Source organism: Variovorax sp. UC122_21, assembly GCF_044056785.1.
Classification (GTDB): Bacteria; Pseudomonadota; Gammaproteobacteria; order Burkholderiales; family Burkholderiaceae_C; genus Variovorax.
This window is the reverse complement of sequence record NZ_CP172003.1, coordinates 867,814-888,940: the sequence shown is the minus strand read 5'-3', so window position 1 is coordinate 888,940 and position 21,127 is coordinate 867,814. Positions and strand designations below refer to the sequence as shown.

22 protein-coding genes and 1 pseudogene are annotated in these 21,127 nt (G+C 70.4%); 13 read left to right on the top strand and 10 right to left on the bottom strand.

What is annotated here, in order from left to right; all coding sequences use genetic code 11:
- Positions 1–424 precede the first annotated feature (424 nt).
- The 3 genes from ACHMXE_RS04570 to ACHMXE_RS04560 all read right to left on the bottom strand — a co-directional run bounded on the left by ACHMXE_RS04570 (position 425) and on the right by ACHMXE_RS04560 (position 2,401).
- Positions 425–1,084, bottom strand: coding sequence for a hypothetical protein (locus tag ACHMXE_RS04570; protein WP_209542199.1), 660 nt, complete (start codon positions 1,082–1,084; stop codon positions 425–427).
- Positions 1,085–1,162: 78 nt separating this feature from the next.
- The gene (locus ACHMXE_RS04565) at positions 1,163–1,669 is read right to left on the bottom strand and encodes a hypothetical protein (protein WP_209542198.1); all 507 of its coding nucleotides are present in this window, start codon (positions 1,667–1,669) and stop codon (positions 1,163–1,165) included.
- Positions 1,670–1,705: 36 nt separating this feature from the next.
- Entirely contained in the window at positions 1,706–2,401 is a 696-nt protein-coding gene (locus ACHMXE_RS04560) for a TetR/AcrR family transcriptional regulator (protein ID WP_203206543.1), read from the bottom strand.
- A 297-nt stretch (positions 2,402–2,698) separates the two neighbouring features.
- Between ACHMXE_RS04560 and ACHMXE_RS04555 the strand changes: the two are divergent.
- The 12 genes and pseudogenes from ACHMXE_RS04555 to ACHMXE_RS04500 all read left to right on the top strand — a co-directional run.
- Positions 2,699–3,640: pseudogene (locus ACHMXE_RS04555) on the top strand (ABC transporter substrate-binding protein); the annotation flags it as partial.
- Between the two features lie 67 nt (positions 3,641–3,707).
- Positions 3,708–4,037, top strand: a complete 330-nt coding sequence (locus ACHMXE_RS04550) for a transporter substrate-binding protein (protein WP_395347034.1) — start codon at positions 3,708–3,710, stop codon at positions 4,035–4,037.
- A gap of 12 nt (positions 4,038–4,049) precedes the next feature.
- On the top strand, positions 4,050–4,916 hold the full coding sequence (locus tag ACHMXE_RS04545; RefSeq protein WP_209542196.1) for a branched-chain amino acid ABC transporter permease: 867 nt from the start codon (positions 4,050–4,052) through the stop codon (positions 4,914–4,916).
- A 13-nt stretch (positions 4,917–4,929) separates the two neighbouring features.
- Complete coding sequence (locus ACHMXE_RS04540; RefSeq protein WP_395347033.1) at positions 4,930–6,783, top strand: ATP-binding cassette domain-containing protein; 1,854 nt, start codon at positions 4,930–4,932, stop codon at positions 6,781–6,783.
- Positions 6,767–7,462 carry an ABC transporter ATP-binding protein gene (locus ACHMXE_RS04535; RefSeq protein ID WP_209542194.1) on the top strand — a complete coding sequence of 232 codons (696 nt, stop codon included), beginning with the start codon at positions 6,767–6,769 and terminating at the stop codon, positions 7,460–7,462. Before ACHMXE_RS04540 ends, ACHMXE_RS04535 begins: the two co-directional genes overlap by 17 nt.
- Before the next feature lie 43 nt (positions 7,463–7,505).
- Positions 7,506–8,516 (top strand): alpha/beta fold hydrolase, encoded by a 1,011-nt coding sequence (locus ACHMXE_RS04530; protein ID WP_209542193.1) that lies wholly within the window; start codon positions 7,506–7,508, stop codon positions 8,514–8,516.
- 2 nt (positions 8,517–8,518) lie between these two features.
- Positions 8,519–8,734, top strand: coding sequence for a hypothetical protein (locus tag ACHMXE_RS04525; protein ID WP_209542192.1), 216 nt, complete (start codon positions 8,519–8,521; stop codon positions 8,732–8,734).
- Complete coding sequence (locus ACHMXE_RS04520; RefSeq protein WP_209542191.1) at positions 8,721–10,172, top strand: amidase; 1,452 nt, start codon at positions 8,721–8,723, stop codon at positions 10,170–10,172. Before ACHMXE_RS04525 ends, ACHMXE_RS04520 begins: the two co-directional genes overlap by 14 nt.
- On the top strand, positions 10,162–11,280 hold the full coding sequence (locus ACHMXE_RS04515) for a transporter substrate-binding domain-containing protein (RefSeq protein WP_203206557.1): 1,119 nt from the start codon (positions 10,162–10,164) through the stop codon (positions 11,278–11,280). Before ACHMXE_RS04520 ends, ACHMXE_RS04515 begins: the two co-directional genes overlap by 11 nt.
- Positions 11,280–11,903, top strand: coding sequence for an ANTAR domain-containing protein (locus ACHMXE_RS04510; RefSeq protein ID WP_209542190.1), 624 nt, complete (start codon positions 11,280–11,282; stop codon positions 11,901–11,903). The genes ACHMXE_RS04515 and ACHMXE_RS04510 overlap by 1 nt, the downstream gene beginning before the upstream one ends.
- Positions 11,903–13,114, top strand: a complete 1,212-nt coding sequence (locus ACHMXE_RS04505; RefSeq protein WP_395347031.1) for an amidase — start codon at positions 11,903–11,905, stop codon at positions 13,112–13,114. The genes ACHMXE_RS04510 and ACHMXE_RS04505 overlap by 1 nt, the downstream gene beginning before the upstream one ends.
- A 51-nt stretch (positions 13,115–13,165) precedes the next feature.
- Positions 13,166–13,753 carry a gamma-glutamylcyclotransferase gene (locus ACHMXE_RS04500; protein WP_395347030.1) on the top strand — a complete coding sequence of 196 codons (588 nt, stop codon included), beginning with the start codon at positions 13,166–13,168 and terminating at the stop codon, positions 13,751–13,753.
- Between the two features lie 265 nt (positions 13,754–14,018).
- On the opposite strand, the gene ACHMXE_RS04495 is transcribed toward ACHMXE_RS04500, so the two are convergent.
- The 6 genes from ACHMXE_RS04495 to ACHMXE_RS04470 all read right to left on the bottom strand — a co-directional run bounded on the left by ACHMXE_RS04495 (position 14,019) and on the right by ACHMXE_RS04470 (position 18,587).
- Complete coding sequence (locus ACHMXE_RS04495) at positions 14,019–14,345, bottom strand: cell envelope biogenesis protein TolA (RefSeq protein WP_395347029.1); 327 nt, start codon at positions 14,343–14,345, stop codon at positions 14,019–14,021.
- Complete coding sequence (locus ACHMXE_RS04490) at positions 14,342–14,893, bottom strand: hypothetical protein (RefSeq protein WP_209542187.1); 552 nt, start codon at positions 14,891–14,893, stop codon at positions 14,342–14,344. Before ACHMXE_RS04490 ends, ACHMXE_RS04495 begins: the two co-directional genes overlap by 4 nt.
- Positions 14,894–14,920: 27 nt before the next feature.
- Complete coding sequence (locus ACHMXE_RS04485) at positions 14,921–15,742, bottom strand: alpha/beta fold hydrolase (RefSeq protein ID WP_209542186.1); 822 nt, start codon at positions 15,740–15,742, stop codon at positions 14,921–14,923.
- Between the two features lie 50 nt (positions 15,743–15,792).
- The gene (locus tag ACHMXE_RS04480) at positions 15,793–16,743 is read right to left on the bottom strand and encodes an alpha/beta fold hydrolase (protein ID WP_395347027.1); all 951 of its coding nucleotides are present in this window, start codon (positions 16,741–16,743) and stop codon (positions 15,793–15,795) included.
- 105 nt (positions 16,744–16,848) lie between these two features.
- The gene (locus tag ACHMXE_RS04475) at positions 16,849–17,697 is read right to left on the bottom strand and encodes a helix-turn-helix domain-containing protein (protein WP_395347024.1); all 849 of its coding nucleotides are present in this window, start codon (positions 17,695–17,697) and stop codon (positions 16,849–16,851) included.
- Positions 17,698–17,840: 143 nt separating this feature from the next.
- Positions 17,841–18,587, bottom strand: a complete 747-nt coding sequence (locus tag ACHMXE_RS04470) for a response regulator (RefSeq protein ID WP_203206563.1) — start codon at positions 18,585–18,587, stop codon at positions 17,841–17,843.
- 137 nt (positions 18,588–18,724) lie between these two features.
- On the opposite strand from ACHMXE_RS04470, the gene ACHMXE_RS04465 reads away from it, so the two are divergent.
- Positions 18,725–19,120, top strand: a complete 396-nt coding sequence (locus ACHMXE_RS04465; RefSeq protein ID WP_395347023.1) for a hypothetical protein — start codon at positions 18,725–18,727, stop codon at positions 19,118–19,120.
- Here the strand turns inward: ACHMXE_RS04465 and ACHMXE_RS04460 are convergent.
- Positions 19,064–21,070: a PAS domain-containing protein gene (locus ACHMXE_RS04460; protein ID WP_395347021.1), complete on the bottom strand. Its 2,007-nt coding sequence runs from the start codon at positions 21,068–21,070 to the stop codon at positions 19,064–19,066. The genes ACHMXE_RS04465 and ACHMXE_RS04460 overlap by 57 nt on opposite strands.
- Positions 21,071–21,127: the final 57 nt, after the last annotated feature.

Genomic DNA, 21,127 nt, shown 5'->3' with positions numbered 1-21,127 from the left:
GCGCGAAGCGAATTGCCAGAAGCTGCCTTCTCGCATATCCGCAGCGGGTCGAATTGACATTCCGTTGACATTTAAAAACCAAATGTACAAGCGGTTGCAGTCACTTCGATGGCAGTTTCGAGTGCGGCAATATTTCACGCTCTCGATTGAGCAAGAAAGGTTTCCTGGGGTTTTTCGCACTGCACCCAGAAAGCCTCATTTTCGAGGCGGTTTGGCTTACTTTCAGAGGGAGAAGCAGGAGGAAAAAGTTTGTTGCGTCGCAACAACTTCAATACGCGCAGCAGGGGTATGGCAACTATGTTGGAGATGCCAAAGAGTGAATTGCGTGAATAAGAACGGCCTAATTACCACGGGATTCCGTGGTGAATAGAAAAGTATTGCGAGGACTTTCAGCGTAATTAAATAAAGCCCTGATTCACGCCGATCATCCGCTGCGTCGCGCCGAGCGCGACAGCGCTGCCAGCGTCTTCTTCGCGCTGTTCAGCAGCCCGCCGCGCTCGGGCTTGAGCCGCGCCTTGGTGTCGCCTGGCGCGACGATCTCGAAGGCCGTGTCGGCCGCGAGCTTCATGGCCAGTGCATCGCGCGGCACCAGTCCGTCGAAGCGCGCGCTCGAGATCACGTGCACCTGCAGATGGCGATGGATGGCCTTCGACAGCTTCCGGCAGGCCGCGGTCATCGCCGCCTCGTCGGGCGTCACGGCGCCATGCACGACGAGCACTTCCACGATGCCGTTCGCGTCCTCGCCGAGCACGAAGGCGCGCACCACCGAGTCCTTGAACCTGGCGCGCAGCATCGCGCGCACCGGCTCGGCCGCCGCGAAGGACTTCAGCGCGATGCGGCGCAGCTCGCGGTGGAAGACGAAGCCGCGGTCGAGCGTGAAGGTTTCGGGCAGTTCCTCCTTCGCGGCATGCCGCGACAGCATGCCGCTGCCGACGAGGTGCGCGAGCGTGCCCTCCACCTCGGCGGCGTCGAGCCTGGTCTTCTGCGCCAGTTCGTTCGTGGTGAAGGGTTCCTCGGGATTGCCGTAGAGCACCTGCAGGAGCTTCTGGACGGAGGGGGACAGGAGGAAGTCGGCGGCGCTCATGGGGCAGTGGGATCCGGTGCGGGCAAAGGCAGGGATTATCGAAGCGCGGCGATGCACCGCGCGAGCGCGGACCTGGGACTACGAGATCGCGGGCTGCGGCCGCAGCCGGAAGTGGCTCAGATGGCTCCTGCGCATCTTCTCGAGCGCATGCGGCGCCTCGGGCCAGCGGCACCAGTTCGGCCGCGGCGCGCCGAGCGTGGCGAGCCGCGCCTCGATCGATTGCTCGGTGCGCGCGCATTCGGCCTCGGCCGCGGCGAGTTCCGCCTGCAGGCCGGCGATCTCGCCCTGGTAGCGTGCCAGGGTCTCGCGCGCGCGCCGCATGCTCGCGAGCACCGCGAACGCATCGGGTGCGCTGCCCGGGAAGTAGGTGCGCGCGAACTGCCGCGGATCGGCTTCGTACTCGAGGATCTGCTGCTGGCAATGGAAGATCAGCGCCTCGCCGCGCGCGCAGGCGCAGCGGCGCTCGCGCAGCTTCTCGTAACTGCCACGCAGTTGCAGCGCCAGTTGCCGCGGGACCGCCGGGCGCCTGGCCTTCGCGGGCGCCGGCACATGCGGCGCGCCGAAGGCGGGCAGGGAAAAGGTCATCGACATGCTGCTTCCCGATGCAACCCGAGGCGCCGCTCAGCCGGCGGCCGGCACGTTACGCACCCCGGCCTCGAGATAGTCCATGAATTCCTGGCGCTCGCGCGCCTCGTTGCCGCGCTCCGACATCGGCATCACGCCGAAGGGCGAGCGCTTGAGGTAGCTGCGGTAGGAGATGCCGTAGTACACGACGTTCATGCTGAGGATGAGCCGGTACTGGATCGTCTCGCGCGGCGTGCCGGGCAGCCGCGCCTCGAGCAGCTCGACCGCGAGGCCCAGCAGCCTGCGGTGCAGCTTCGCGGACAGCCGCTGGCCGGCTTCGCCGAAGTCCCAGCCGAGCCGGCCGATGAAGCTCACCGCATCGCGGCCGAAGCCTGGCGTCTGCAGCATCTCGATCATCGGGCCGAAGGCCGCCTCCATGATGTCGCGCACGCCATGCGGCCGCGCGCGCAGCGCCTCCAGGCCCGCGCACGAACGCGGCTCCAGCCACTGCTGCAGCATCGCGGTGATCTCGCCCACCAGTCCCTCGCGGCTGCCGAAGTGATAGTGCAGCGCGGAGGCGTTGTTGGCGCCGGCCGCCACCACGATGCGGCGCAGCGAGACCGCGTTCATGCCTTCGCGCGCCATCAGCTTCATGGCCTCGGCGAGCAGCCGCGCATGCGTGCTGTCGCCGGGGGCGTCGGCATGCGGCGTGGGAGCGGCGGGCTTGGAAGTTCGGCGGGCGAGGGCGGGCACGGGCGGAATAATGCAAGTTGATTAATCCACCTGCATTAGAAGATACCCTCGACCGGCTCGGGATGCCTTCGTCTCGCATCGGGCGTGCGGCACGGCCTCGGGTGTCATCCCGTTGACACCCGCGCGCGCGCTGCGTTAACCTCGCCGCCGTTCCCCTTCTCCGGCAGCTTTGCCGGATTTCCCTCGGCGCCCTCGCGGCGCAACCGGCAGCTTCGCTGGTTCTCCCCTCGGCAGTTCTGCCGTCCCCCTCGTGTCCGCGGTCGCACCGCATTGCCGACGCGCCTGCGCGCGCTTCGCATGGCCTGGCCATGCGCGCGTGCCGGCGCATGCATCGGCATGGCGTTCCGGGCACGTCGATCCATCCAGACACCCCAGGAGACAGCCACCATGCACACCCCTTCTTCGCGTCCCTTCGCGCGGCTTGCCGGACTCTTCCTCGCCGCGGGCCTCGCCGCCTTCGGCTCCCATGCCTTCGCCGCCGGCGAGCCGGTGCGCATCGGCGCCATCTTCGACAAGACCGGCGGCCTCAACATCTACGGCATCCAGCAGAGCCGGGCGCTGCGGCTCGCGGTCGACGAGATCAACGCGGCGGGCGGCGTGGCCGGCGCCAGGGTCGAGGTGGCCGAGGCCGACGCGCAGTCGGAGGACGCCAAGTACACGCAGTACACGACCACGCTGATCCTCAAGGACAAGGTGCAGGCGCTGTTCGCGGGCCTCACGAGCTCGAGCCGCGAGGCGATCCGCCCGATCGTGCGGCGCTCGAAGATCCCCTACTTCTATTCCTCGCTCTACGAGGGCGGCGCCTGCGACCGGCAGACCTTCGTGACCGGCGCCACCGCCTCGCAGCAGCTCAGCGTGCTCGTGAAGTGGGCGATCAAGAAGTACGGGCCCAAGGTCTACATCATGGCGCCCGACTACAACTTCGGCACCATCTCGGCGCAGTGGGTCAAGCTCTACGCCAAGGAGTTCGGCGGCGAGGTGGTCGGCGCCGACTTCCTGCCGCTCACGCTGACCGACTACTCGCCCACCATCAACAAGATCCAGCAGGCCAGGCCCGACTTCGTGGTCGCGCTGCCGGTGGGCGCGAACCAGACCGGCTTCCTCGAACAGATGGCGGCCGCGGGCCTGAAGAGCCGCGTGGGCGTGGTGTCGACCAACTACGGCGGCGGCAACCAGCAAGTGGTGGTGTCGCCGCAGGCCGGCGAGGGCATCGTGGCCGCGCTCGAATACTTCGCCTGGCTCGACACGCCGCGCAACAAGGCCTTCAAGGCCTCCTGGGGAAAAAGCCTACGGCAACAAGGAACCGGTGACCGCGGTCGCGGTCGACGTCTACAACGCGGTGCACCTGTGGGCCAAGGCCGCGAACAAGGCGAAGTCGGCCGAGCCCGCGAAGGTGATCCAGGCCTTCGAGGAGGGCGAGGGCGTGGCCTTCGATTCGCCGGCCGGTCCGGTGTCGATGCAGCCGAAGTCGCACCACGTGCGCCAGAACATCTACATCGGCGTGGGCACGAAGACGCAGAGCTTCGACATCGTCGAGACCTACGCCTCGGTGGCGCCGAAGTTCGAGGACCAGGTCTGCGACCTGGTCGCCAAGCCGCAGACGGCGCAGCACTTCACGCCCGGCGCGTCGAACTGAGCGAGGCCCCCGATGGCATGGGATCAATTGCTGACCGGCGTGCTCTCGTCGGTCGCCAGCGGCTCGGTGCTGCTGATCGCGACGCTCGGCCTGGCCGTGGTGTTCGGGCTGATGGGCGTGGTGAACCTGGCGCACGGCGAATTCATCATGTTCGGCGCCTATGCGGCGCTGACCGCGGTGCGCGCGGGCGTGCCGTTTCCGATCGCGGTGGCGCTGGCCGCGCTGGCGGCCGCGGCCTTCGGCGCGCTGGTCGAATGGCTGATCGTGCGGCGCCTGCACGGCCGGCCCTTCGACACGCTGCTGGCCATGTGGGGCCTGAGCCTCGCGCTCTACCAGAGCGCGGTGCTGCTGTTCGGCACGGTCACGCCGGGCATCGGCATGCCGGCATCGAACGTGCGCATCGGCGACTACACGATCTCCAGCTACCTGCTGTTCCTGATCGTGGTGGCGGCGGTGCTGATCGCGGCCGTGTATGCGCTGCTCACGCGCACGAACTACGGCCTGATGGCGCGCGCCGCGATCCAGGACCCGGCCACCGCGGCCGCGATGGGCGTGCGCACGGTGCGCATCAACAACCTCACCTTCGCGCTGGGCTGCGGCCTCGCGGGCCTGGCCGGCGCGATCCTGGTGCCGGCCGTGCCGGCCACGCCCAGCATGGGCTTCGCCTTCGGCATCAAGGCCTTCCTGGCGGTGGTGGTGGCGGGCCCGGTCACGCTCGCGGGCACCATCGCCGCGGGCGGCATCCTGGGCTCGGCCGCGAGCGCTGTGGCCAGCGTCTGGTCCACCGTCGCGGGCGACGTGGTGTTCTTCGTGATCACGCTCGTGGCCCTGCGCGCCTGGCCGCAGGGCATCTCCGAGCGCTGGCGCCTGAAGCTCTGAACGGAGGCCACGCATGAACATGAGCAGAACCCTGGCCGCACCCGTGGCCACGACCGCGGCCACCACGCGCCGCGCGCTTCCCTGGTGGCTGGCCACCGTCGCCGGCACCGTCGTGCTGGGCGCCGGCGCCTTCTTCGTCGACGAGTACCTCGCCTACCTCGCGAGCTCCTGGCTGATCTTCGGCCTGCTGGGCCTGAGCCTGGACATGGTGTGGGGCCGCGGCGGCATGCTGAGCCTCGGGCAGACGGCCTTCTTCGGCCTCGGCGGCTACGCGGGCAGCGTGGCGGCGATCAACCTCGCGAGCGTCACCGGCAACACGCTGGTGTGGTCGCTGCCGGTCGGCGCGATCGTGGGCGCGGCCGCCGCCGGCGCGGTCGGCTGGCTGCTGTTCCACGGCCGCCTCGGCGCGCTGCAGGCCACCATCCTGACCTACACCGTCACCCTGCTGCTGTGGACCGGCAGCATCTCGTTCTCGGCGCGCTTCGGCGACGCGGTGGTGGGCGGGGACAACGGCCTGTCGAACATCCCGGGCATCGTGCTGGGCTTCGGCGCCGACGCGCAGGGGCTCGGGCCGCAGGGCACCTTCGCCTGCGTGCTGGCGGTCTCGGCGCTGGTGCTGCTGGGCGTGCGCGCGCTGCTGCGCTCGCCCTTCGGCACGGTGGTCGACTGCGTGCGCCTCGACGGCCCCAAGACCGAGCTGCTGGGCTACGACGTGCGGCGCTGCCAGCTCGTGGTGTTCACGCTGGCCGGCGGCATCGCGGGCCTGGCCGGCGCGCTCTACGGTGCCTGGGCCAACTACCTGAACCCCTCGCTGTTCAGCGCGCAGCAGGCGCTGCTGGTGCCGATCTACGTGCTGGTCGGCGGGCTCGGCACGCTGGCCGGTCCCTTCGTCGGCGCGGTGGCGGTCGGCGGCCTGTCGTACTGGCTGGGCGGAGGCGTGGTCGGCGGGCAGACCACGCTGATCATGGGCGTGGCGCTGATCCTGCTCGTGCTGTTCCTGCGCGGCGGGCTGCTCGGCGGTCTCGGCCGGTTGTGGGCGCTGCGCGGGCCGGGCGGCGCGCAGGGCAAGGCGCGCCAGGCCAAGACCGCGATGGACGTGGACCTGGTGCGCGGCCTGCGCGAAGGCGCGGCCGTGCCGGCGCCGGTGCTCGAGATCCGCGACGGGGTCAAGCGCTTCGGCGGCGTGGTGCCCGTCAACCGCGTCACCCAGCGCTTCGCGCCGGGCCGCGTGCGCTGCCTGATCGGGCCGAACGGCGCGGGCAAGAGCTCGCTGCTGCGCTGCCTCACGGGCACGCACCTGCTCGACGCGGGCGAGATCGTGCTCGACGGGCGACCCGTCACGCGCTGGATGCCGTACCGCCGCGTGCAGGCCGGCGTGGGCATCAAGATGCAGGTGGCGCAGGTGTTCGGCGAACTGAGCGTGCGCACCAACCTCTGGATCGCCGCCTACAGCCGCGACCGCGATGCCGCGGTGGCCGACCGGCTCAGCGAACGCACCCTGCGCGCGCTCGGCCTCGAGGCGCTGGCCGAGCGCGATGCGGCCGACCTCTCGCATGGCGAGCAGCAATGGCTGGACCTCGGCATGGTGCTGTGCCTGCAGCCCTCGGTGGTGCTGCTCGACGAGCCGGCCGCGGGCATGACCGGCGACGAGCGCCGCGAACTCTCGCAGCTGGTGCGCGTGCTCGCCGAAACGGCGGCCGTGGTGGTGGTCGAGCACGACATGGCCTTCGTGCGCACGCTCGACGCCGAAGTGACCGTCCTGCACCGCGGCGAGGTCTTCGCCCAGGGCGACCTCGACACCCTGCGCCAGGACGAACGCATCCTGGACATCTATCTCGGGAGACAGCAGCATGTTCGAAGCCATTGAGATCAGCGGCGGCTACGGCAAGACATCGATCGTCGAGCGCGCCAGCCTGCGCGTGGGGCGCGGCGAGATCGTCGCGCTGCTGGGCCGCAACGGCGTGGGCAAGTCCACGCTGATGCGCCTGCTGGTCGGCCAGGCCACGTCCATGGGCGGCAGCGCGCGCCTCGACGGCCGGCCGCTGCCCGAACGCACCGACGACCGCGCGCGCTGCGGCCTGGGCTACGTGCCGCAGGGTCGCTTCGTGTTCCCGCGGCTGTCGGTCAGCGAGAACATCGCGCTGGCGGCCGTGGCCTGCGGCCATCCGCGCGCCGAGGCGATCGCGCGCGCCTTCGCCGACTTTCCGGCGCTGGTGCCCAAGGCCAACGACCTCGCGGGCCGGCTCAGCGGCGGCCAGCAGCAGATCCTCGCGATGGCGCGCGCGCTGGCCACGCGGCCGAAGCTGCTGCTGCTCGACGAGCCGACCGAGGGCGTGCAGCCCTCGATCGTCGACGAGATCGCCGAGGTGCTGCTGCGGCTGCGCCGCGACGGCCTGTCGGTGCTGGTTGCCGAGCAGGACCTGAACTTCTGCCTCTCGATCGCCGAGCGCGCCTACGTCATGGACCAGGGCCGCATCGTGCGCGAGACGCGCAAGGCCGAGCTCGAGGGCGACCGCGCGCTCCTGCAGGAACTGCTCGGCGTCTGAGCCCCCACATCCACGCACACATCCAAAGAGAGGAACGAACACCATGGACCACGAGATTTTCGAGGCGGGCGACATCGCCCTGCAATCGGGCCGCATGCTGCGCAACGCGAAGCTGGCCTACAAGACCTACGGCAAGCTCAATGCCAGGCGCGACAACGCCATCGTCTACCCGACCTGGTTCGCGAGCACGCACGCCGACAACGAATGGCTGATCGGGCCCGGCAAGGCGCTCGATCCGTCGGAGTACTTCATCGTCGTGCCGAACTCCTTCGGCAACGGCGTCTCGAGCTCGCCGAGCAACCAGCCCGCGCCCAACGACCGCGGCCGCTTCCCCGACGTGACCGTCTACGACAACGTGGTGCAGCAGCACCGGCTGGTGACCGAGCACCTGGGCATCGACACCTTGCGGCTGGTCACGGGCTGGTCGCTGGGCGCGGTGCATGCGTTCCACTGGGCCGCGCTGTACCCGGACATGGTGCAGCGGCTGCTGCCGTTCCAGGGCGCGGCGCGGGCGTCGCGCCACTTCCAGGTCTTCTTCGCGGGCGTGAAGGCCGCGCTGCAGGCCGACGCCGAATGGCGCGAGGGCTTCTACGATCGCCAGCCCGAGCGCGGCCTGCGCGCCGCCGGCCGGGTGTACGCGGGCTGGGGCTTCTCGCAGAAGTTCCTGCGCGACCGGCTCGACATCGAGGCACTGGGCTTCGCCTCGCTCGAGGACTTCCTGATCGAGTTCTGGGAAGGCTGGCTGCTGTCGAAGGATGCGAACAATCTGGTCGCGTCGCTGTGGACCGGGCAGCACGGCGACATCGCCGACAACCCGCTCTACCGGGGCGACTTCGTCGCGGCGCTGTCGGCGATCAAGGCGCGCGCCATCGTCATGCCATCGTCGAGCGATCTCTACTTTCCGCCCGAGGATTCGGCCTTCGAGGTCGCGCACATGCCCAACGCCGAGTTGCGCGTGCTGCCTTCCGACTGGGGGCACCTGGCGGGCAAGGGCCTGCACGAACCCGACAACGCGTTCATCGACAACGCGCTGCGCGAACTGCTGGCGGCATGACCATGGCAGACCTTCCCACCAAGATCGCGGCGCCATGGAACGCCGACAGCGTGGCCGCGCATCGACGCGCCGCAGGCCTCGCGGCGCTCGACCCCGCGCTGTGCGGAGAGGTCGCGGCGATCCTCGAGGACCTGCGCACGGGCCTGCGCGACATGCCGGCGCGTGCCTGGTTCGCGCTCGTTCCACCGTCGACGGAGACCGATCATGTCCATCGCTGAGCGCTCCTCCGTCGAGGACATCGACAGCGCGGGCGTGGCCCGGCTGGCCGCGCTGATTCGCCGCGGCGAGCTCGGCGCGGTCGAACTCACCGAACGCCGGCTGGCCGACATCGAACGCCGTGCCGCACGCACCAACGCCTTCGTGGCCGTCGACCGCGAAGGCGCGATGGCCCAGGCGCGCGAGGCCGACCGCGCGCTGGCGCGCGGCCTGCCCGTGGGGCCGCTGCATGGCGTGCCGATCGCGGTGAAGGACAACGTGCTGACCGCCGGCCTCGGCAGCAGCGCGGCCTCGGCCGTGCTGGCCGACGCGCCGCTGCAGGGCGAGGCACCGCTGGTCGCGCGGCTGCGCCGGGCCGGCGCCATCGTGGTGGCCAAGACCAACATGCACGAGTGGGCCTACGGCGCGACCAACAAGGGATCGCACCATGGCGCCACGCGCAACCCCTGGGATCCGCGCGCGATCACCGGTGGCTCCAGCGGCGGCTCGGCCGCCTGCGTGGCCGACGGGCTGCTGCCGCTGGCCATCGGCACCGACACCGGCGGCTCGATCCGCATTCCGGCCGCGGCCTGCGGCATCTCGGGCATCAAGCCGGGCACCGGCCGCATCGAAGGCGAGGGCGTGCTGCCGCTGGCCTGGAGCTTCGATGCCGCCGGGCCGATGGCACGCAGCGCCGAGGACCTGTGGCTGGGGCTCGATGCGATGTGGCCCGGCGCGGCCGGCGATTCGTCGCGCCATGCCGCGCAGTTCCGCGCGGCACGCGGCCGCGCCCGGCTGCGCATCGGCGTGCTGGTGGGCGAGGGCTTCGAGACCGCGCCCGACGTGGGCCGGGCCTTCGAGGCGGCGCTCGAAGTCTTCGGCCAGCGCGGCAGCGAGCTCGTGCCGGTGCCGGTGCGCGGCATGGCGGCGGTGTTCGCGGCCTGGAAGGCCATCATGTACGCCGAGGCCAGCACCTTCCACCGTCCGCTGATGCACGACCGGGCGCGGCACTACGCCCCCGACGTGCGCGCGCTGCTGCATGCGGGCGAGAGCGTGTCGGCCGTCGACTACCTCGCGGCGCAGCAGTTCCGCGGCGCCTTCTGCGCCGCGTTCGCGCGCGACATGGCGGGCCTCGACGCGCTCGTGCTGCCGACGCTGCCCGTGACCGCGCCACCCTTGGCAGAATCGCGCATCGAATTCGCCGGCCGCACGACCACCGTCCAGGACGCCATGACCGCCATGCCCTGCCTCGCCAACTTCACCGGCCTGCCGGCGGTGAGCCTGCCTTGCGGCTTCGGCGACACGGGCCTGCCGGTGGGCCTCACGCTGATCGGCCACCCTGGCGGCGAGTTCGCGCTGCTCGGGCTGGCCGCGGCCTTCCAGGACGACACCGCCTGGCATGCGATGCGGCCCGGCCATGCGATGGCCATGGGCCAGGAGGAGGGCACGCATGTCCGATGAGATCGGCGTGGGCGTGCTGTTCGCCCAGACCGGCAACATGGCCGTGACCGAGCAGGCGCTGCTGAGCGGCACGCTGGTCGCCATCGACGAGATCAACTCGGGCGGCGGCGTCGCGGGCCGGCCCATCGTGCCGATCATCGAGGACCCGGGCCCCGATCCCGCGAGCTACCGCGACATCGCGCGCCGCATGGTGCTGCACCACCAGGTGCCGGTCATCTTCGGCTGCTGCTCGTCGGCCAGCCGCAAGGCCGTGCTGCCGGTGGTCGAGCGCCATGGCGCGGTGCTGTTCTATCCCTCGGTGTACGAGGGCTTCGAGTATTCGCCCAACGTGATCTACACCGGGCCCACGCCCGCGCAGACCATCGTGCCGCTGATCAAGTACCTGTTCGCGCACCACGGGCGGCGCTTCTTCCTGGTCGGTTCCGAGTACGTGTTCGCGCGCGAGATCTCGCGCATCGCGAAGGAGTTTCTGCTCGAGAGCGCGGGCAGCGTCGCGGGCGAGACCTACCTGCCCATGGGCGCGCCCGACAGCGCCTTCGCCGAGGTGGCCGAGCGCATCGCCGCCGCGCGGCCCGACGTGGTGCTCAGCACCGTGGTGGGCGCCGACACCGCGCGGCTCTATGCCGCCTGCCATGCCATCGGCGCCACCTCGGCCGAGCATCCGATCGCGAGCCTCACCGCGAGCGAGGCCGAGATCGCGGCACTGAGCCCGGCCGCGCGCGCGGGGCACCTCACGGTCGCGCCCTATTTCGCGGGCATCGAGAGCCCGGCCAGCGCGCGCTTCACCGCGCTCTACGAGAAGCGCTACGGCGCCGGCCGCCGGCCCAACATGTATGCCGAGGCCGGCTACCTGCAGGTGCACCTGTTCGCGCGCGCCGTGCCGCGCGAGGGTGCGCCCGACCCCGACCGCATCGTGCGCAGCCTCGGTGGCACGCGCCATGCTTCGGCCCAGGGCGAGGTCGAGATCGACGCCGACACCAACCACACCGCGCTCAAGGCCCGCATCGGGCGCTCGCGCGAGGATGGCGGTTTCGACCTGCTGTGGGAGGATGCCTCCATCGTCCGCCCCGATCCCTACCTCGTCGCCTACGAACGGAAGATCCTCTGATGACGCCCGATCCGATCCAGCTGCGCTCCCTGCGTGACATCCGGGTCGCCGTCATCCATCCCGACGACGAGGACGCCCGCGTGCTGTGCGAGCAGCTGCGCCGCTTCGGCTGCCGCGTCACCGCGCTGTGGCCCGAGCCGAACCACCTGCCCGAGGGCACCGAGGCCGTGTTCTTCAGCATCCAGTCGGAGCGCGATGCCGCGCACCCGTGGCTGGCCGGCTCCTCGCACGCCGTGCTGATCGCGCTGCTGGCCTACGAGAACCCGGCCGTGCTCGAGGCCGCGGCCGCCGCCAACGTGCACGGCGTGCTGCCCAAGCCGATTCGTCCCTTCGGCGTGCTCGCCACGCTGTACGTCGCGCGCATGCTGTTCCGCTACGAGGAGCGGCTGCTCAACCGCATCGCCAAGCTCGACGAGACTTTGCGCACGCGCCGCATCGTCGAGCGCGCGATGAAGATCCTCGCTACGCGCCAGGGCATCTCGGAGGACGAGGCCTACGCCATCATCCGGCGCGAGGCCATGCGCAAGCAGTTGCCGGTGTCGTCGATGGCCGAGTCGATCGTGCATGCGGAAGCGATCTACGGTTTGCCGCCCGATCGCGGCGCTTCGGATCCGGCCGAGTGATGGCCCGCGCTCCTTTCGAGAGTCCGGAACGCTTCGGGCTCGATACTTCGTTCGCGCGCGATCCGAGCGATCCGTGCGGCGATGGCCCGTTGAGCGGCCTCGGCTTCGCCGCCAAGGAGGTGTTCGACCTCGCGGGCCACGTCACGCGCGCGGGCAATCCCGACTGGCTGCGCACGCATGCGCCGGCCACGGCCGACGCACCCGCGGTCGCGCGCCTGCTCGAGGCCGGCGCGCGGTTGCAAGGGCGAACGCTCAGCGACGAACTCGCGTTCTCGCTCGCGGGCGAGAACCTGCACTACGGCACGCCGCTGAACCCGCGCGCGCCCGGCCGCGTGCCCGGCGGTTCGTCGAGCGGCTCGGCCTCTGCCGTGGCCGGTGGCTGCGTCGACTTCGCGCTGGGTACCGACACCTCGGGCTCGGTGCGCATCCCGGCCAGCTACTGCGGTCTGTACGGTCTGCGGCCCACGCATGGCGCGATCGAGGCGCACGGCGTCACGCCGCTGGCGCCGGCCTTCGACACGGTCGGCTGGTTCGCCGCGACCGCGGCGGTGCTCGAGCGCGTGGGCGCGGTGCTGCTGCCGCCGGGCGAGGCGCGGCCACTGCGGCGCGTCGTGCCGATGGCCGATGCCTTCGACGATGCCGCGCCGGGCGTGGCGACAGCACTTCGTCCCGCGCTCGATCGCCTCGCGTCGCTGGACCTGGCCTTCGATGCGCCCGCGCGAGGCTTGCCGCTGGCCGCCGCGGCACAGACCTACCGCGTGCTGCAGAGCGCCGAGGTCTGGCGCACGCATGGCGAATGGTTCGAGCGCACCCGGCCGTCGATGGCGCCCGAGATCGCGGCGCGGCTGCGTGCAGTGTCGCAGGTCACGACCCGGGAGATCGATGCCGCCCAACGCGAGGCCGACGCGCTGCGCGCGAGGATCGACGACCTGCTCGCGCACGACGGCGTGCTGTGCCTGCCGACCGCGCCCGACGTGGCGCCGCTGCTGGGCGCATCGGCGCAGCCCGATGCGCAGACCCGCATGCGCGTGCTGGCCCATACCTGCATCGCGGGGCTGTGCGGCTTGCCGCAGGTCAGCCTGCCGCTGGGGGTGGTCGATGGCCTGCCCGTGGGGCTGGGGTTGATCGCGGGGCGGGGGAGGGATCGGGATCTGCTGGCGTTGGCGGGGCGGATCGCATCCGGCGATGCGAACAAGACGGCGAGGGCTTGAACTACATTCGGCTGAAGGAGGCCATCGATGCCAAGGACCAGGGATAACGAGGTGGAGCAGTTCGAGCAGAACCTGCTCCAGTCGATCGATGAAATGAAGCGCGGCGAGTTTGCCGCCGTTCATGCGCCGGAGCAGATCGAGGCCCACCTACGTGGCAGGCCGATGGACTCCAGCGAGGCGACGCCGAAGGCGTCGACCCCTGTCGGATCGAATCTCGTCTTCGTCTTCGGCACCCTGAAAGAGGGCTACCCCAACTTCGCCACCAACCGCGGCCGGCGCATCCCCGGCGACTTCGTCACGCGGGAGCGCTATCCGCTGTACCTGATGGGCGAGCGCTTCTCGCCCTGGCTGGTTTTCCTGCCCGGCGCAGGAGAGCGCATCGTCGGTCAGCTGTTCGAGGTCGACGACGCGGCGCTGGCCGCCATGGACCTGCTCGAGAGGATCGACGCGTCGGACGGTTATCGGCGTGTCCCGATCGCTGTCGAAGGCGTTGGCGATGCCGTTGGGCAGCGGCAGACCGTTCACGCCTACGTCAAGCCGCCGGAGCAATTCGACGTGACGCAGGCGAGGCTGGGGCCGCTGGCGGAATACACGATGGCGCACGCCAAGCTCTATCGATCGCGGGGCGTCGTGTCCTGAGACCTGGTGGCCTTTGGCGATCGGAGGCGTTCGAGAGGCCGGCCTGACGCCGTTCAGACGGCTGCGGCGATCGGCCGTTGCCGCGCGCGATCACCGCGAACAGCGGCATCACGCTCGCGCAGGTGAACCCGAACAGCGCGGCCCGTGAGTCCTTCCATGCTGTAGATCGACACGGCCGCCATCAGCGGAATGCCGCAACGCAGGCGGACGACTCACCAGAGGGTCAGGGGAATCATGGTGACTGCTGCCCACGGCCCTCCCGGCCCTACTGTGGCGTGCCACCTTGCGTGGTGCGGCGCTTGAGGCTCCCGTCCTTGTTCCGGCGGCGCTCGTCCCGCGTGTGGGCACGGGCGTCGCCAGCGACGGCCGCGCGGCCCGTGCCGATCGCGCCGCCTTCCTCGGTCTTCGGTTCGTCGCCGCCGGGCGCCTTGACCTGGCCGGCCGGCCGGGCCTTCACCTTGGCTTCGGCGCGCGCGGCCGGTCGGCCCTGTCCGGTGGGGTCGAGTTCGCCCGGTTTCGTCTGGGCGTACGCGCTGGATGCGAGAAAGGCGGCGATCAGGAGGCAGAGAGGCTTGTTCATGGCGAGGCTCATGGAAGGTTCATGGGAGGAGGAGAAGCGCAAGGGCGCTGCGGCTGCGCGAGGCCCGCCGCCGTCGGTGCCGATTCGGCACGCAGGCGTCGCACCTGCAGCAGGCAACCCACGATCAGCACCGCGAAGCAGGCGCCCACGGTCTTCTGCAGGGCTGGATCCTCGGGGCTGCTGAACAGCGGGGCGCCCGCGGGCAGGCGCGTGAAGGTCTCGGTCAGGCCCGGGATCAGGTGAAAGAAGAACGTGGTCGAGTACGCGATGGTTGCCACGTAGCGCGAAGCGCGGCCGAAGGCGTTCGTCCTGCCGGCCACCGCCGCGACGAGCAGCACCGCCAGCGTCAGGATGCCCAGCACGTGGGGTGCGCCGAAGCCGCCGCGCTGGAAGATCCCGAAGCCCGTGAGGCAGGTGAGCACCGTGGCCCAGATGTAGGTCTGGCCCAGCATCGTGCGGGCGGGGATCTCGCGGTGGCGCAGCAGCGCCGAGGCGCCGGCCGCGAGCGCGACCAGGCTGATCGCCGTATGGATGGCGCCGAGCGTCGTCAGGCCGAACATGTGCTTCTCCTTGGCGTCATGGGCGGCTCAGCCCTTGATGAACGCCAGCAGGTCGGCGTTGATCACCTCGGGATGCGTCGCGCACATGCCGTGCGGCAGGCCGGGGTAGACCTTGAGCGTGGCTCCCTTCACCAGCTTGGCCGACATCAGGCCCGCCGCGCCGATCGGCACGATCTGGTCGTCGTCGCCGTGCATCACCAGCGTGGGCACGTCGATCTTCCGGAGGTCCTCGGTGAAGTCGGTCTCGGAGAAGGCCTTCACGCAGTCGTAGTGGGCCTTGATGCCGCCCATCATTCCCTGCAGCCACCAGTGGTTGCGAATGCCCTCGGAGATCTTGGCGCCCGGGCGGTTGTAGCCGTAGAAGGGCAGCGTGATGTCGCGGTAGAACTCGGCGCGGTTGCCGGCGACGCCGGCCCGGATGCCATCGAAGACCTCGATCGGCAGTCCGCCCGGATTCGCGGCGGTCTTGAGCATCAGCGGCGGCACCGCCCCGATGAGCACCGCCTTGGCGACGCGCTTCGTGCCGTGGCGGCCCAGGTAGCGCGCGACTTCGCCGCCGCCGGTCGAGTGGCCCACGTGCACGGCGTCATGGAGGTCCAGCGCGGCGGTGAGCGCGGCCAGGTCGTCCGCGTAGGTGTCCATCTCGTTGCCGGTGGCCGTCTGCGTGGAGCGGCCATGGCCGCGGCGGTCGTGCGCGATGACGCGGAATCCCTGGTGCAGGAAGTACAGCATCTGGTTGTCCCAGTCGTCGCCCGACAGGGGCCAGCCGTGCGAGAAGACGATCGGCTGACCCTGGCCCCAGTCCTTGTAGTAGATCTGGGTGCCGTCGTTGGTCGTGATGCAGGGCATGGTCGCGGTTCCTCGTGGTGGGGTTGAAAAAGCGGTGGGATGTCGATCGCTCACGGCGCGTCGAGAAATCGGTTCACCTCGTCCGAGAAGGACTCGGCGTGCTGGAACAGGAAGCCGTGCCCCGAGTCCGGATAGACGACGAGACGGGCATGGGGCAGCCGCTGCGCCATCGCATAGGAGGCATAGGTGGGCACCATGACGTCGTGGCGGCCGTTGGCCACCAGCACGGGATGCGGCACGTCCTTCAGGCGCGGCAGCAGGGAACCGCCTTCCGAGCCCACGGCCATCGCGGCCTTGAGCTGTGCCTGCCAGGCCGCGGGCTCCACCTGTCGGGCGAAGGCGTCCTCGCGCTGCGCGAGTCGCGCGAGATAGGCCTGCCCCGCTGCCCTGCTGGTCGGCGTCGGCTCGAAGAAGAGGAACAGGAAGTCCTCGTCGCTGTTGACGGGCTTCGTCGCCACCTGCCAGACGGAGGCATCCGCTGGCGCGACGCCGCCGCCTTCGGCGGGCACATGCCCGGGCCCGGAACCGGCGATGACCGCGCGGCGCACCCGTTCCGGATGGTCCAGCAGCAGCTGCAGTGCCACGGTGCCCCCCATCGAGAAGCCCATCACGTCGACCTGCCGGTGGTTCAGCTGCGCGACGACGCGCGTCGCCATGGCGGCGAAGGCCTGCAGCGAGTCCTCGGGCACGCCCGAGGAACGCCCGAACCCGGGCTGGTCGAACATGAGCACCGGGCGCTTCGCCGCCAGCGCATCGATGAGCTTCGGGTCCCAGTGGTCCATGGTGCCGCGGAAGCGGTTGAGCAGCAGCAAGGGGATGCCCGTGCCGTGCCCGATGACGCGGTAGGCGATCTCCTGCCCGTCGAGCGGCATGCGCAAGGTCGGTGCCGAGACCGTGGGCCCCGATGCCCGGCGCGCGGCGGTGCCTTCGCTCGACGTGCCCGCGGGCACGCCTGCGGCGGTCGAAGGATGGAGGGCCTGGAGATTCTGTGAGGACGTCATGGCTGTCAGCATCGCCGCCGCGGCGCGTCGCCAAACCTCCCCGTTGGCGATGGACAGCTCTCTCCAAAGGAGGAGCGGGGCTCGTCCTCCCGACCCTGAAACGGGTCAGGACGACTGGCGGCGGTACTCGCTCGGGGAAACGCCGGTGGCCTGCCGGAAGGCCCGCGCGAAGTTGGCGGGCGTCGAGAACTGCATCGATAGCGCGATCTCCGCCAGTGGCATCCGGCCATCGGCCAGCAGGCGCCGCGCGTTCTCCATGCGCAGGTTCGCGAGGTACCGGTAGGGCGGAAGGCCGGTCGAGGCACGGAACAGGCGCGCGAAATGGAAGGGGCTGACCGCGACGGCCGCGGCGATCTCGTCCAGGCCGATGGGCTGGTCGAGGTGCGCACGCATGAAATCGATCGCCAGCCGGACGCGTCGCATGTCGCGCGCGGCCGTCGCCGCGGTGCCGCGCGGCATCCCCGTGTCGCAGTAGTCGCGGGCCATGCGGTTCGCCAGGGCCGCGGTCAGGGAGTCGACCAGCATGCGGCCCGCGGCAGAGGGATTCCTCATGTCTTCGGCCAGGGCGTGACCGATCTGCACGATCGATTCGTCCCGCACGCCCGCGAGGTAGCGGACGTGGTGCAGCGATGCGCCGGCGTCGCCCTCGGGATCGCTCAGGGCGAGCAGTCGGTCCATCGACAGGTAGATGTGGAAGATGGACGGCAGGTAGCGGCTGATCCGGATGTCGTCCTCGGCGACGCCCATCGGGCTGATCCAGATGGTGCCCTTCTCGACCCGGGTCTGCTGCCGCTGTCCCCAGCCCTTGCGGCTCACCGATGCGCCGGGCGTGGTCTCGGGCGCGATCGTGATCTCGATCTGGCTCGACACGAACGGCGGCAGGTCGCCGGCGGGATGCGAGCGCATCTCCGCGGCAATCCCGCGCCAGCCCAGCCCGCTCGAGGAGCAGAGCACCCGTGCCTCGGGGAACTTGCTGTCGCCATGCCGCAGAAGATTCATGATGACTGGAGGGACGAAGGAGTGGCCCCAAGGTAGCCGATGAAGTCTACGTAATCCTTACAAGGAGCCTGCGCGCCGGGCCTCCACGGGCCGAGGGATCAGCCGCGAACCGTGTGGACCGCCGGCGTGAAGATGTACCCGGCCCCGCGCTCGGTGAGGATCAGGCTCGGGTTGCGGGGATCCTGCTCGACCTTCCGGCGCAGCCTTCCGACCATGACGTCGATGGAGCGGTCATAGACCTCCGCGTCGTGCAGCCTGGACAGCTCCAGCAGGCGCTGCCGCGAGAGCACGCGGTGCGGCGAGGCCAGGAAGGCCAGCAGCAGGTTGAACTCGGCGTTGCGCAGCGAGACGCCGTGGCCCGCGGGCGCCCGGAGCTTGCGCAGGCGCACGTTGAGTTCCCAGCCCTCGAACCGGTAGGCGCGCACGTCGGCCACGGCATCGGCGACGGTCTCGTGCATGCGCGAGCGTCGCAGCAGCGCACGGATCCGCGCCAGCAGCTCGCGCGGCGAGAAAGGCTTGGTGACGTAGTCGTCGGCGCCGAGCTCGAGGCCCATCACGCGGTCCGCCTCGTCCTGCAGGGCCGTCAGGATGATGATCGGCAGCTTCGTCTCCGCGCGCAGCGCCCGGGCGATCTCCAGTCCGTTCTCGCGTCCGAGGCGAAGGTCGAGCACGACCAGGTTGGCCGGGTCGCGGGCGAGCACCGAACGCATCTCGCGCTCGCTGGTGACGGCGGTGACGCGCAGGTCGTGATCGCCGAGGTAATGCACGATCAGCTCGCGGATGGACGGGTCGTCGTCGACCGCGAGCACGTGCGCGGCATGCGTGAATGCATCGCTCTCCAGCATTCGACGGGCTCCTTCAGGCAACGGCAGATGTCAAACGACACAAAGGCACCCATCTGCGGCACGGGTCGGCGACCATGCGTCCTTCGGCGGATTGCCCGGGCTTCATTGTCCGGCGAGAGGCCCGTGGGGTGCACGACTTGAGGATTCAAATCTTGCGGGGTTGTTTTCGCATCGCGGTCATCGAGGGCGACTCTCTCATGCGGGAGCTGGCGAGCCGGTGGCTGTCCGACGCGGGGCACGCGGTCGTCTTGCTCGCCGAGCGCCAACGCACGCCGGTGCCGGGACTGGACCTGGTGATGCTGGACCTCGCGAACCCCGGCCGTGCCTCCGGGCGCGTCGAGGCGCTGCGCGCGCTGCACCGGGCGCCGGTGATGGTGGTGTCGGCGCACCAGCGAAAGGCGCCGCAGCCATCGCCGCTGCTCGCTCGCCGGATCGGTGCCGCCGCCATTCTTCCCAAGCCCTATACGCGGGACGAGCTACTGGCGGCGGTCGCGTCGGCTTGTGGTTCGTCCGGCGGCGCCCGGGAACAATGAGGAGAGGGCCGCGGCCAGCGCGGCCCTCGCGACCGGCTTGGCCAGCACCTGCGATGCACCTTCCGCGCGGGCGCGGCGGACCAGGGTGTCGCCCAGGTAGCCGCTCATCACGATGACCGGCAGGTCCTCGCGGATGTCCTTCATCAGGCGCAGCAGCGCCATGCCCGTCATGCCGGGCATTCGCTCGTCCGTGAGCACGGCATCGAAGCGGTCCGGCGCTTCGCCGAAGAGGCGGGCGGCCTCGGCACCCGAGGTGCAGGCCGTCCATTCGTAGCCGAGGTCCGCGCACAGCTGGGAGGTCATGCGGACCAGCGCCGGGTCGTCGTCGACCACGAGGACGCGCTGCTTGCCGCCGCGCGGCAGGCGCCGCGCCTCGATCGCCGGCGGCGCCGGCACGTCGCCCATCCTCGGCAGGTAGACGACGAAGGTGCTGCCGCAGCCCAGGCTCGACGCGACGTCGATGGCACCGCCCAGTTCCGCCACGATGCCGTGCACCAGCGACAGGCCGAGGCCGGTGCCGACGTTGACTTCCTTGGTCGTGAAGAACGGATCGAAGATGCGCTGCCGGTTCTCGGGCGCGATGCCGATGCCGGTATCGGAGACCGTCAGCACGACGTAGTCGCCCGAGGCCAGCGGGCCCGTCGTGGCCGAACGGCCCTGCGGAAGGGACTCGCAGGCGAGCGCGATGCGCAGCGTTCCGCCGTCGGGCATGGCCTGCATCGCATTGATCGCCAGGTTGCCCACGACCTGGTGGACCTGGGTAGGGTCGCCCATGATTGCCGCCGTTCCCGCCCGGAAATCGCAGGCGAGTTCGATCTCGCCTTGCAAGGCCGGCTTGAGCAGGTCCGCCGATTCGCGCGCGACCTGCTCGAAATGAACCCGCACCCGCTCGCTGACGCTGCTGCGGCTGAAGGCGAGGATGCGGTCGACCAGCGCGCGGCCGCGTTCCCCGGCGGTCACGATCGATTCGAGGTCGCGGCGCATGCGGCTTCCGGCGCGGGCCCGCCGCAGCGACATCTCGCCGAAGCCGAGGATGGCGCCGAGGATGTTGTTGAAATCGTGCGCGATGCCGCCGGCGAAGGTGCCGACCGCCTCCAGCCGCTGCGACTGCTGGCGCGATGCCTGCTCGCGCCGGCGCGCGTCCACGTCGCTGATCGATCCGCTCAGCCGGATCGCCTTGCCCTCGGGGTTGCGCAGGCAACGCCCGCGGATCCTTCGCCAGCGGTCGCTGCCGTCCGGCTGCCGGAACAGCCATTCGGCATCGAGCGAGTCGGTTTCCCCGGCGATGTAGCGCGCGATGGCATCGCGCCGGGCGGCGACATCGGCCTGCGGCTCTAGCACCAGCGTCATCCACTCGGCGCGCGGGCGCGAGGCATCGGCGCTCGGCGGCAGTCCGTAGAGGAACTGCGCGCGTTCGGACATGAACATCATGCCGGTCTGCAGGTCCCAGTCCCAGATGCCGTCGGCCGAGCCCTCCACCGCCAGCGCGAAGCGCTCCTCGGACTCGCGCAGCGCCGCCGCCGTCAGCCGCAGCCGCGTGATGTCCGCCGAGGCGCCGACGACGCGCAGCTTGCCGTCGCCCTCGACCATGGCGACACCGCGCTCGTGGATCCATCGCAGCTCGCCGTCCGGACGAACGATCCGGAACTCCGCCTCCCAGCGCTCGGTCGGTTGCGCGAGCCAGTCGTGGAAGGCCCGGCCGATCCGGTCCCGGTCCTCGTCGTGGATGCACTGGATCCAGAGGCCCGGCTCGCGGTAGAGCTGCGCGACCGTGTAGCCCCAGATCTGCTCGAAGCTCTCGCTGCAGTACACGACGCGCTCGGGGTCGCACTCGGTAATCCAGATCACGTCGCCCGTGGCCTCCACCAGGTGGTGGAAGCGCGCCTCGGCCCGGTCGAGGTCCTTGCGCAGTTCGTGCGGGAGCGAAGGGGCCGTCGAAGGTCGCGCCATGTCGTGTCCAGTGGGATGCGCGGGATTATCGAGCAGCAGCGGCGATCGGCCCGCCCG

What these genes read in the sequence shown, in the direction of transcription:
- ACHMXE_RS04570 (WP_209542199.1), bottom strand. Translation starts at nt 1,084, where the DNA reads ATGAGCGCCGCCGACTTCCTCCTGTCCCCCTCCGTCCAGAAGCTCCTG.
- ACHMXE_RS04565 (WP_209542198.1), bottom strand. Translation starts at nt 1,669, where the DNA reads ATGACCTTTTCCCTGCCCGCCTTCGGCGCGCCGCATGTGCCGGCGCCC.
- ACHMXE_RS04545 (WP_209542196.1), top strand. Translation starts at nt 4,050, where the DNA reads ATGGCATGGGATCAATTGCTGACCGGCGTGCTCTCGTCGGTCGCCAGC.
- ACHMXE_RS04540 (WP_395347033.1), top strand. Translation starts at nt 4,930, where the DNA reads ATGAACATGAGCAGAACCCTGGCCGCACCCGTGGCCACGACCGCGGCC.
- ACHMXE_RS04535 (WP_209542194.1), top strand. Translation starts at nt 6,767, where the DNA reads ATGTTCGAAGCCATTGAGATCAGCGGCGGCTACGGCAAGACATCGATC.
- ACHMXE_RS04530 (WP_209542193.1), top strand. Translation starts at nt 7,506, where the DNA reads ATGGACCACGAGATTTTCGAGGCGGGCGACATCGCCCTGCAATCGGGC.
- ACHMXE_RS04525 (WP_209542192.1), top strand. Translation starts at nt 8,519, where the DNA reads ATGGCAGACCTTCCCACCAAGATCGCGGCGCCATGGAACGCCGACAGC.
- ACHMXE_RS04520 (WP_209542191.1), top strand. Translation starts at nt 8,721, where the DNA reads ATGTCCATCGCTGAGCGCTCCTCCGTCGAGGACATCGACAGCGCGGGC.
- ACHMXE_RS04515 (WP_203206557.1), top strand. Translation starts at nt 10,162, where the DNA reads ATGTCCGATGAGATCGGCGTGGGCGTGCTGTTCGCCCAGACCGGCAAC.
- ACHMXE_RS04510 (WP_209542190.1), top strand. Translation starts at nt 11,280, where the DNA reads ATGACGCCCGATCCGATCCAGCTGCGCTCCCTGCGTGACATCCGGGTC.
- ACHMXE_RS04505 (WP_395347031.1), top strand. Translation starts at nt 11,903, where the DNA reads ATGGCCCGCGCTCCTTTCGAGAGTCCGGAACGCTTCGGGCTCGATACT.
- ACHMXE_RS04495 (WP_395347029.1), bottom strand. Translation starts at nt 14,345, where the DNA reads ATGAGCCTCGCCATGAACAAGCCTCTCTGCCTCCTGATCGCCGCCTTT.
- ACHMXE_RS04490 (WP_209542187.1), bottom strand. Translation starts at nt 14,893, where the DNA reads ATGTTCGGCCTGACGACGCTCGGCGCCATCCATACGGCGATCAGCCTG.
- ACHMXE_RS04485 (WP_209542186.1), bottom strand. Translation starts at nt 15,742, where the DNA reads ATGCCCTGCATCACGACCAACGACGGCACCCAGATCTACTACAAGGAC.
- ACHMXE_RS04480 (WP_395347027.1), bottom strand. Translation starts at nt 16,743, where the DNA reads ATGACGTCCTCACAGAATCTCCAGGCCCTCCATCCTTCGACCGCCGCA.
- ACHMXE_RS04470 (WP_203206563.1), bottom strand. Translation starts at nt 18,587, where the DNA reads ATGCTGGAGAGCGATGCATTCACGCATGCCGCGCACGTGCTCGCGGTC.
- ACHMXE_RS04460 (WP_395347021.1), bottom strand. Translation starts at nt 21,070, where the DNA reads ATGGCGCGACCTTCGACGGCCCCTTCGCTCCCGCACGAACTGCGCAAG.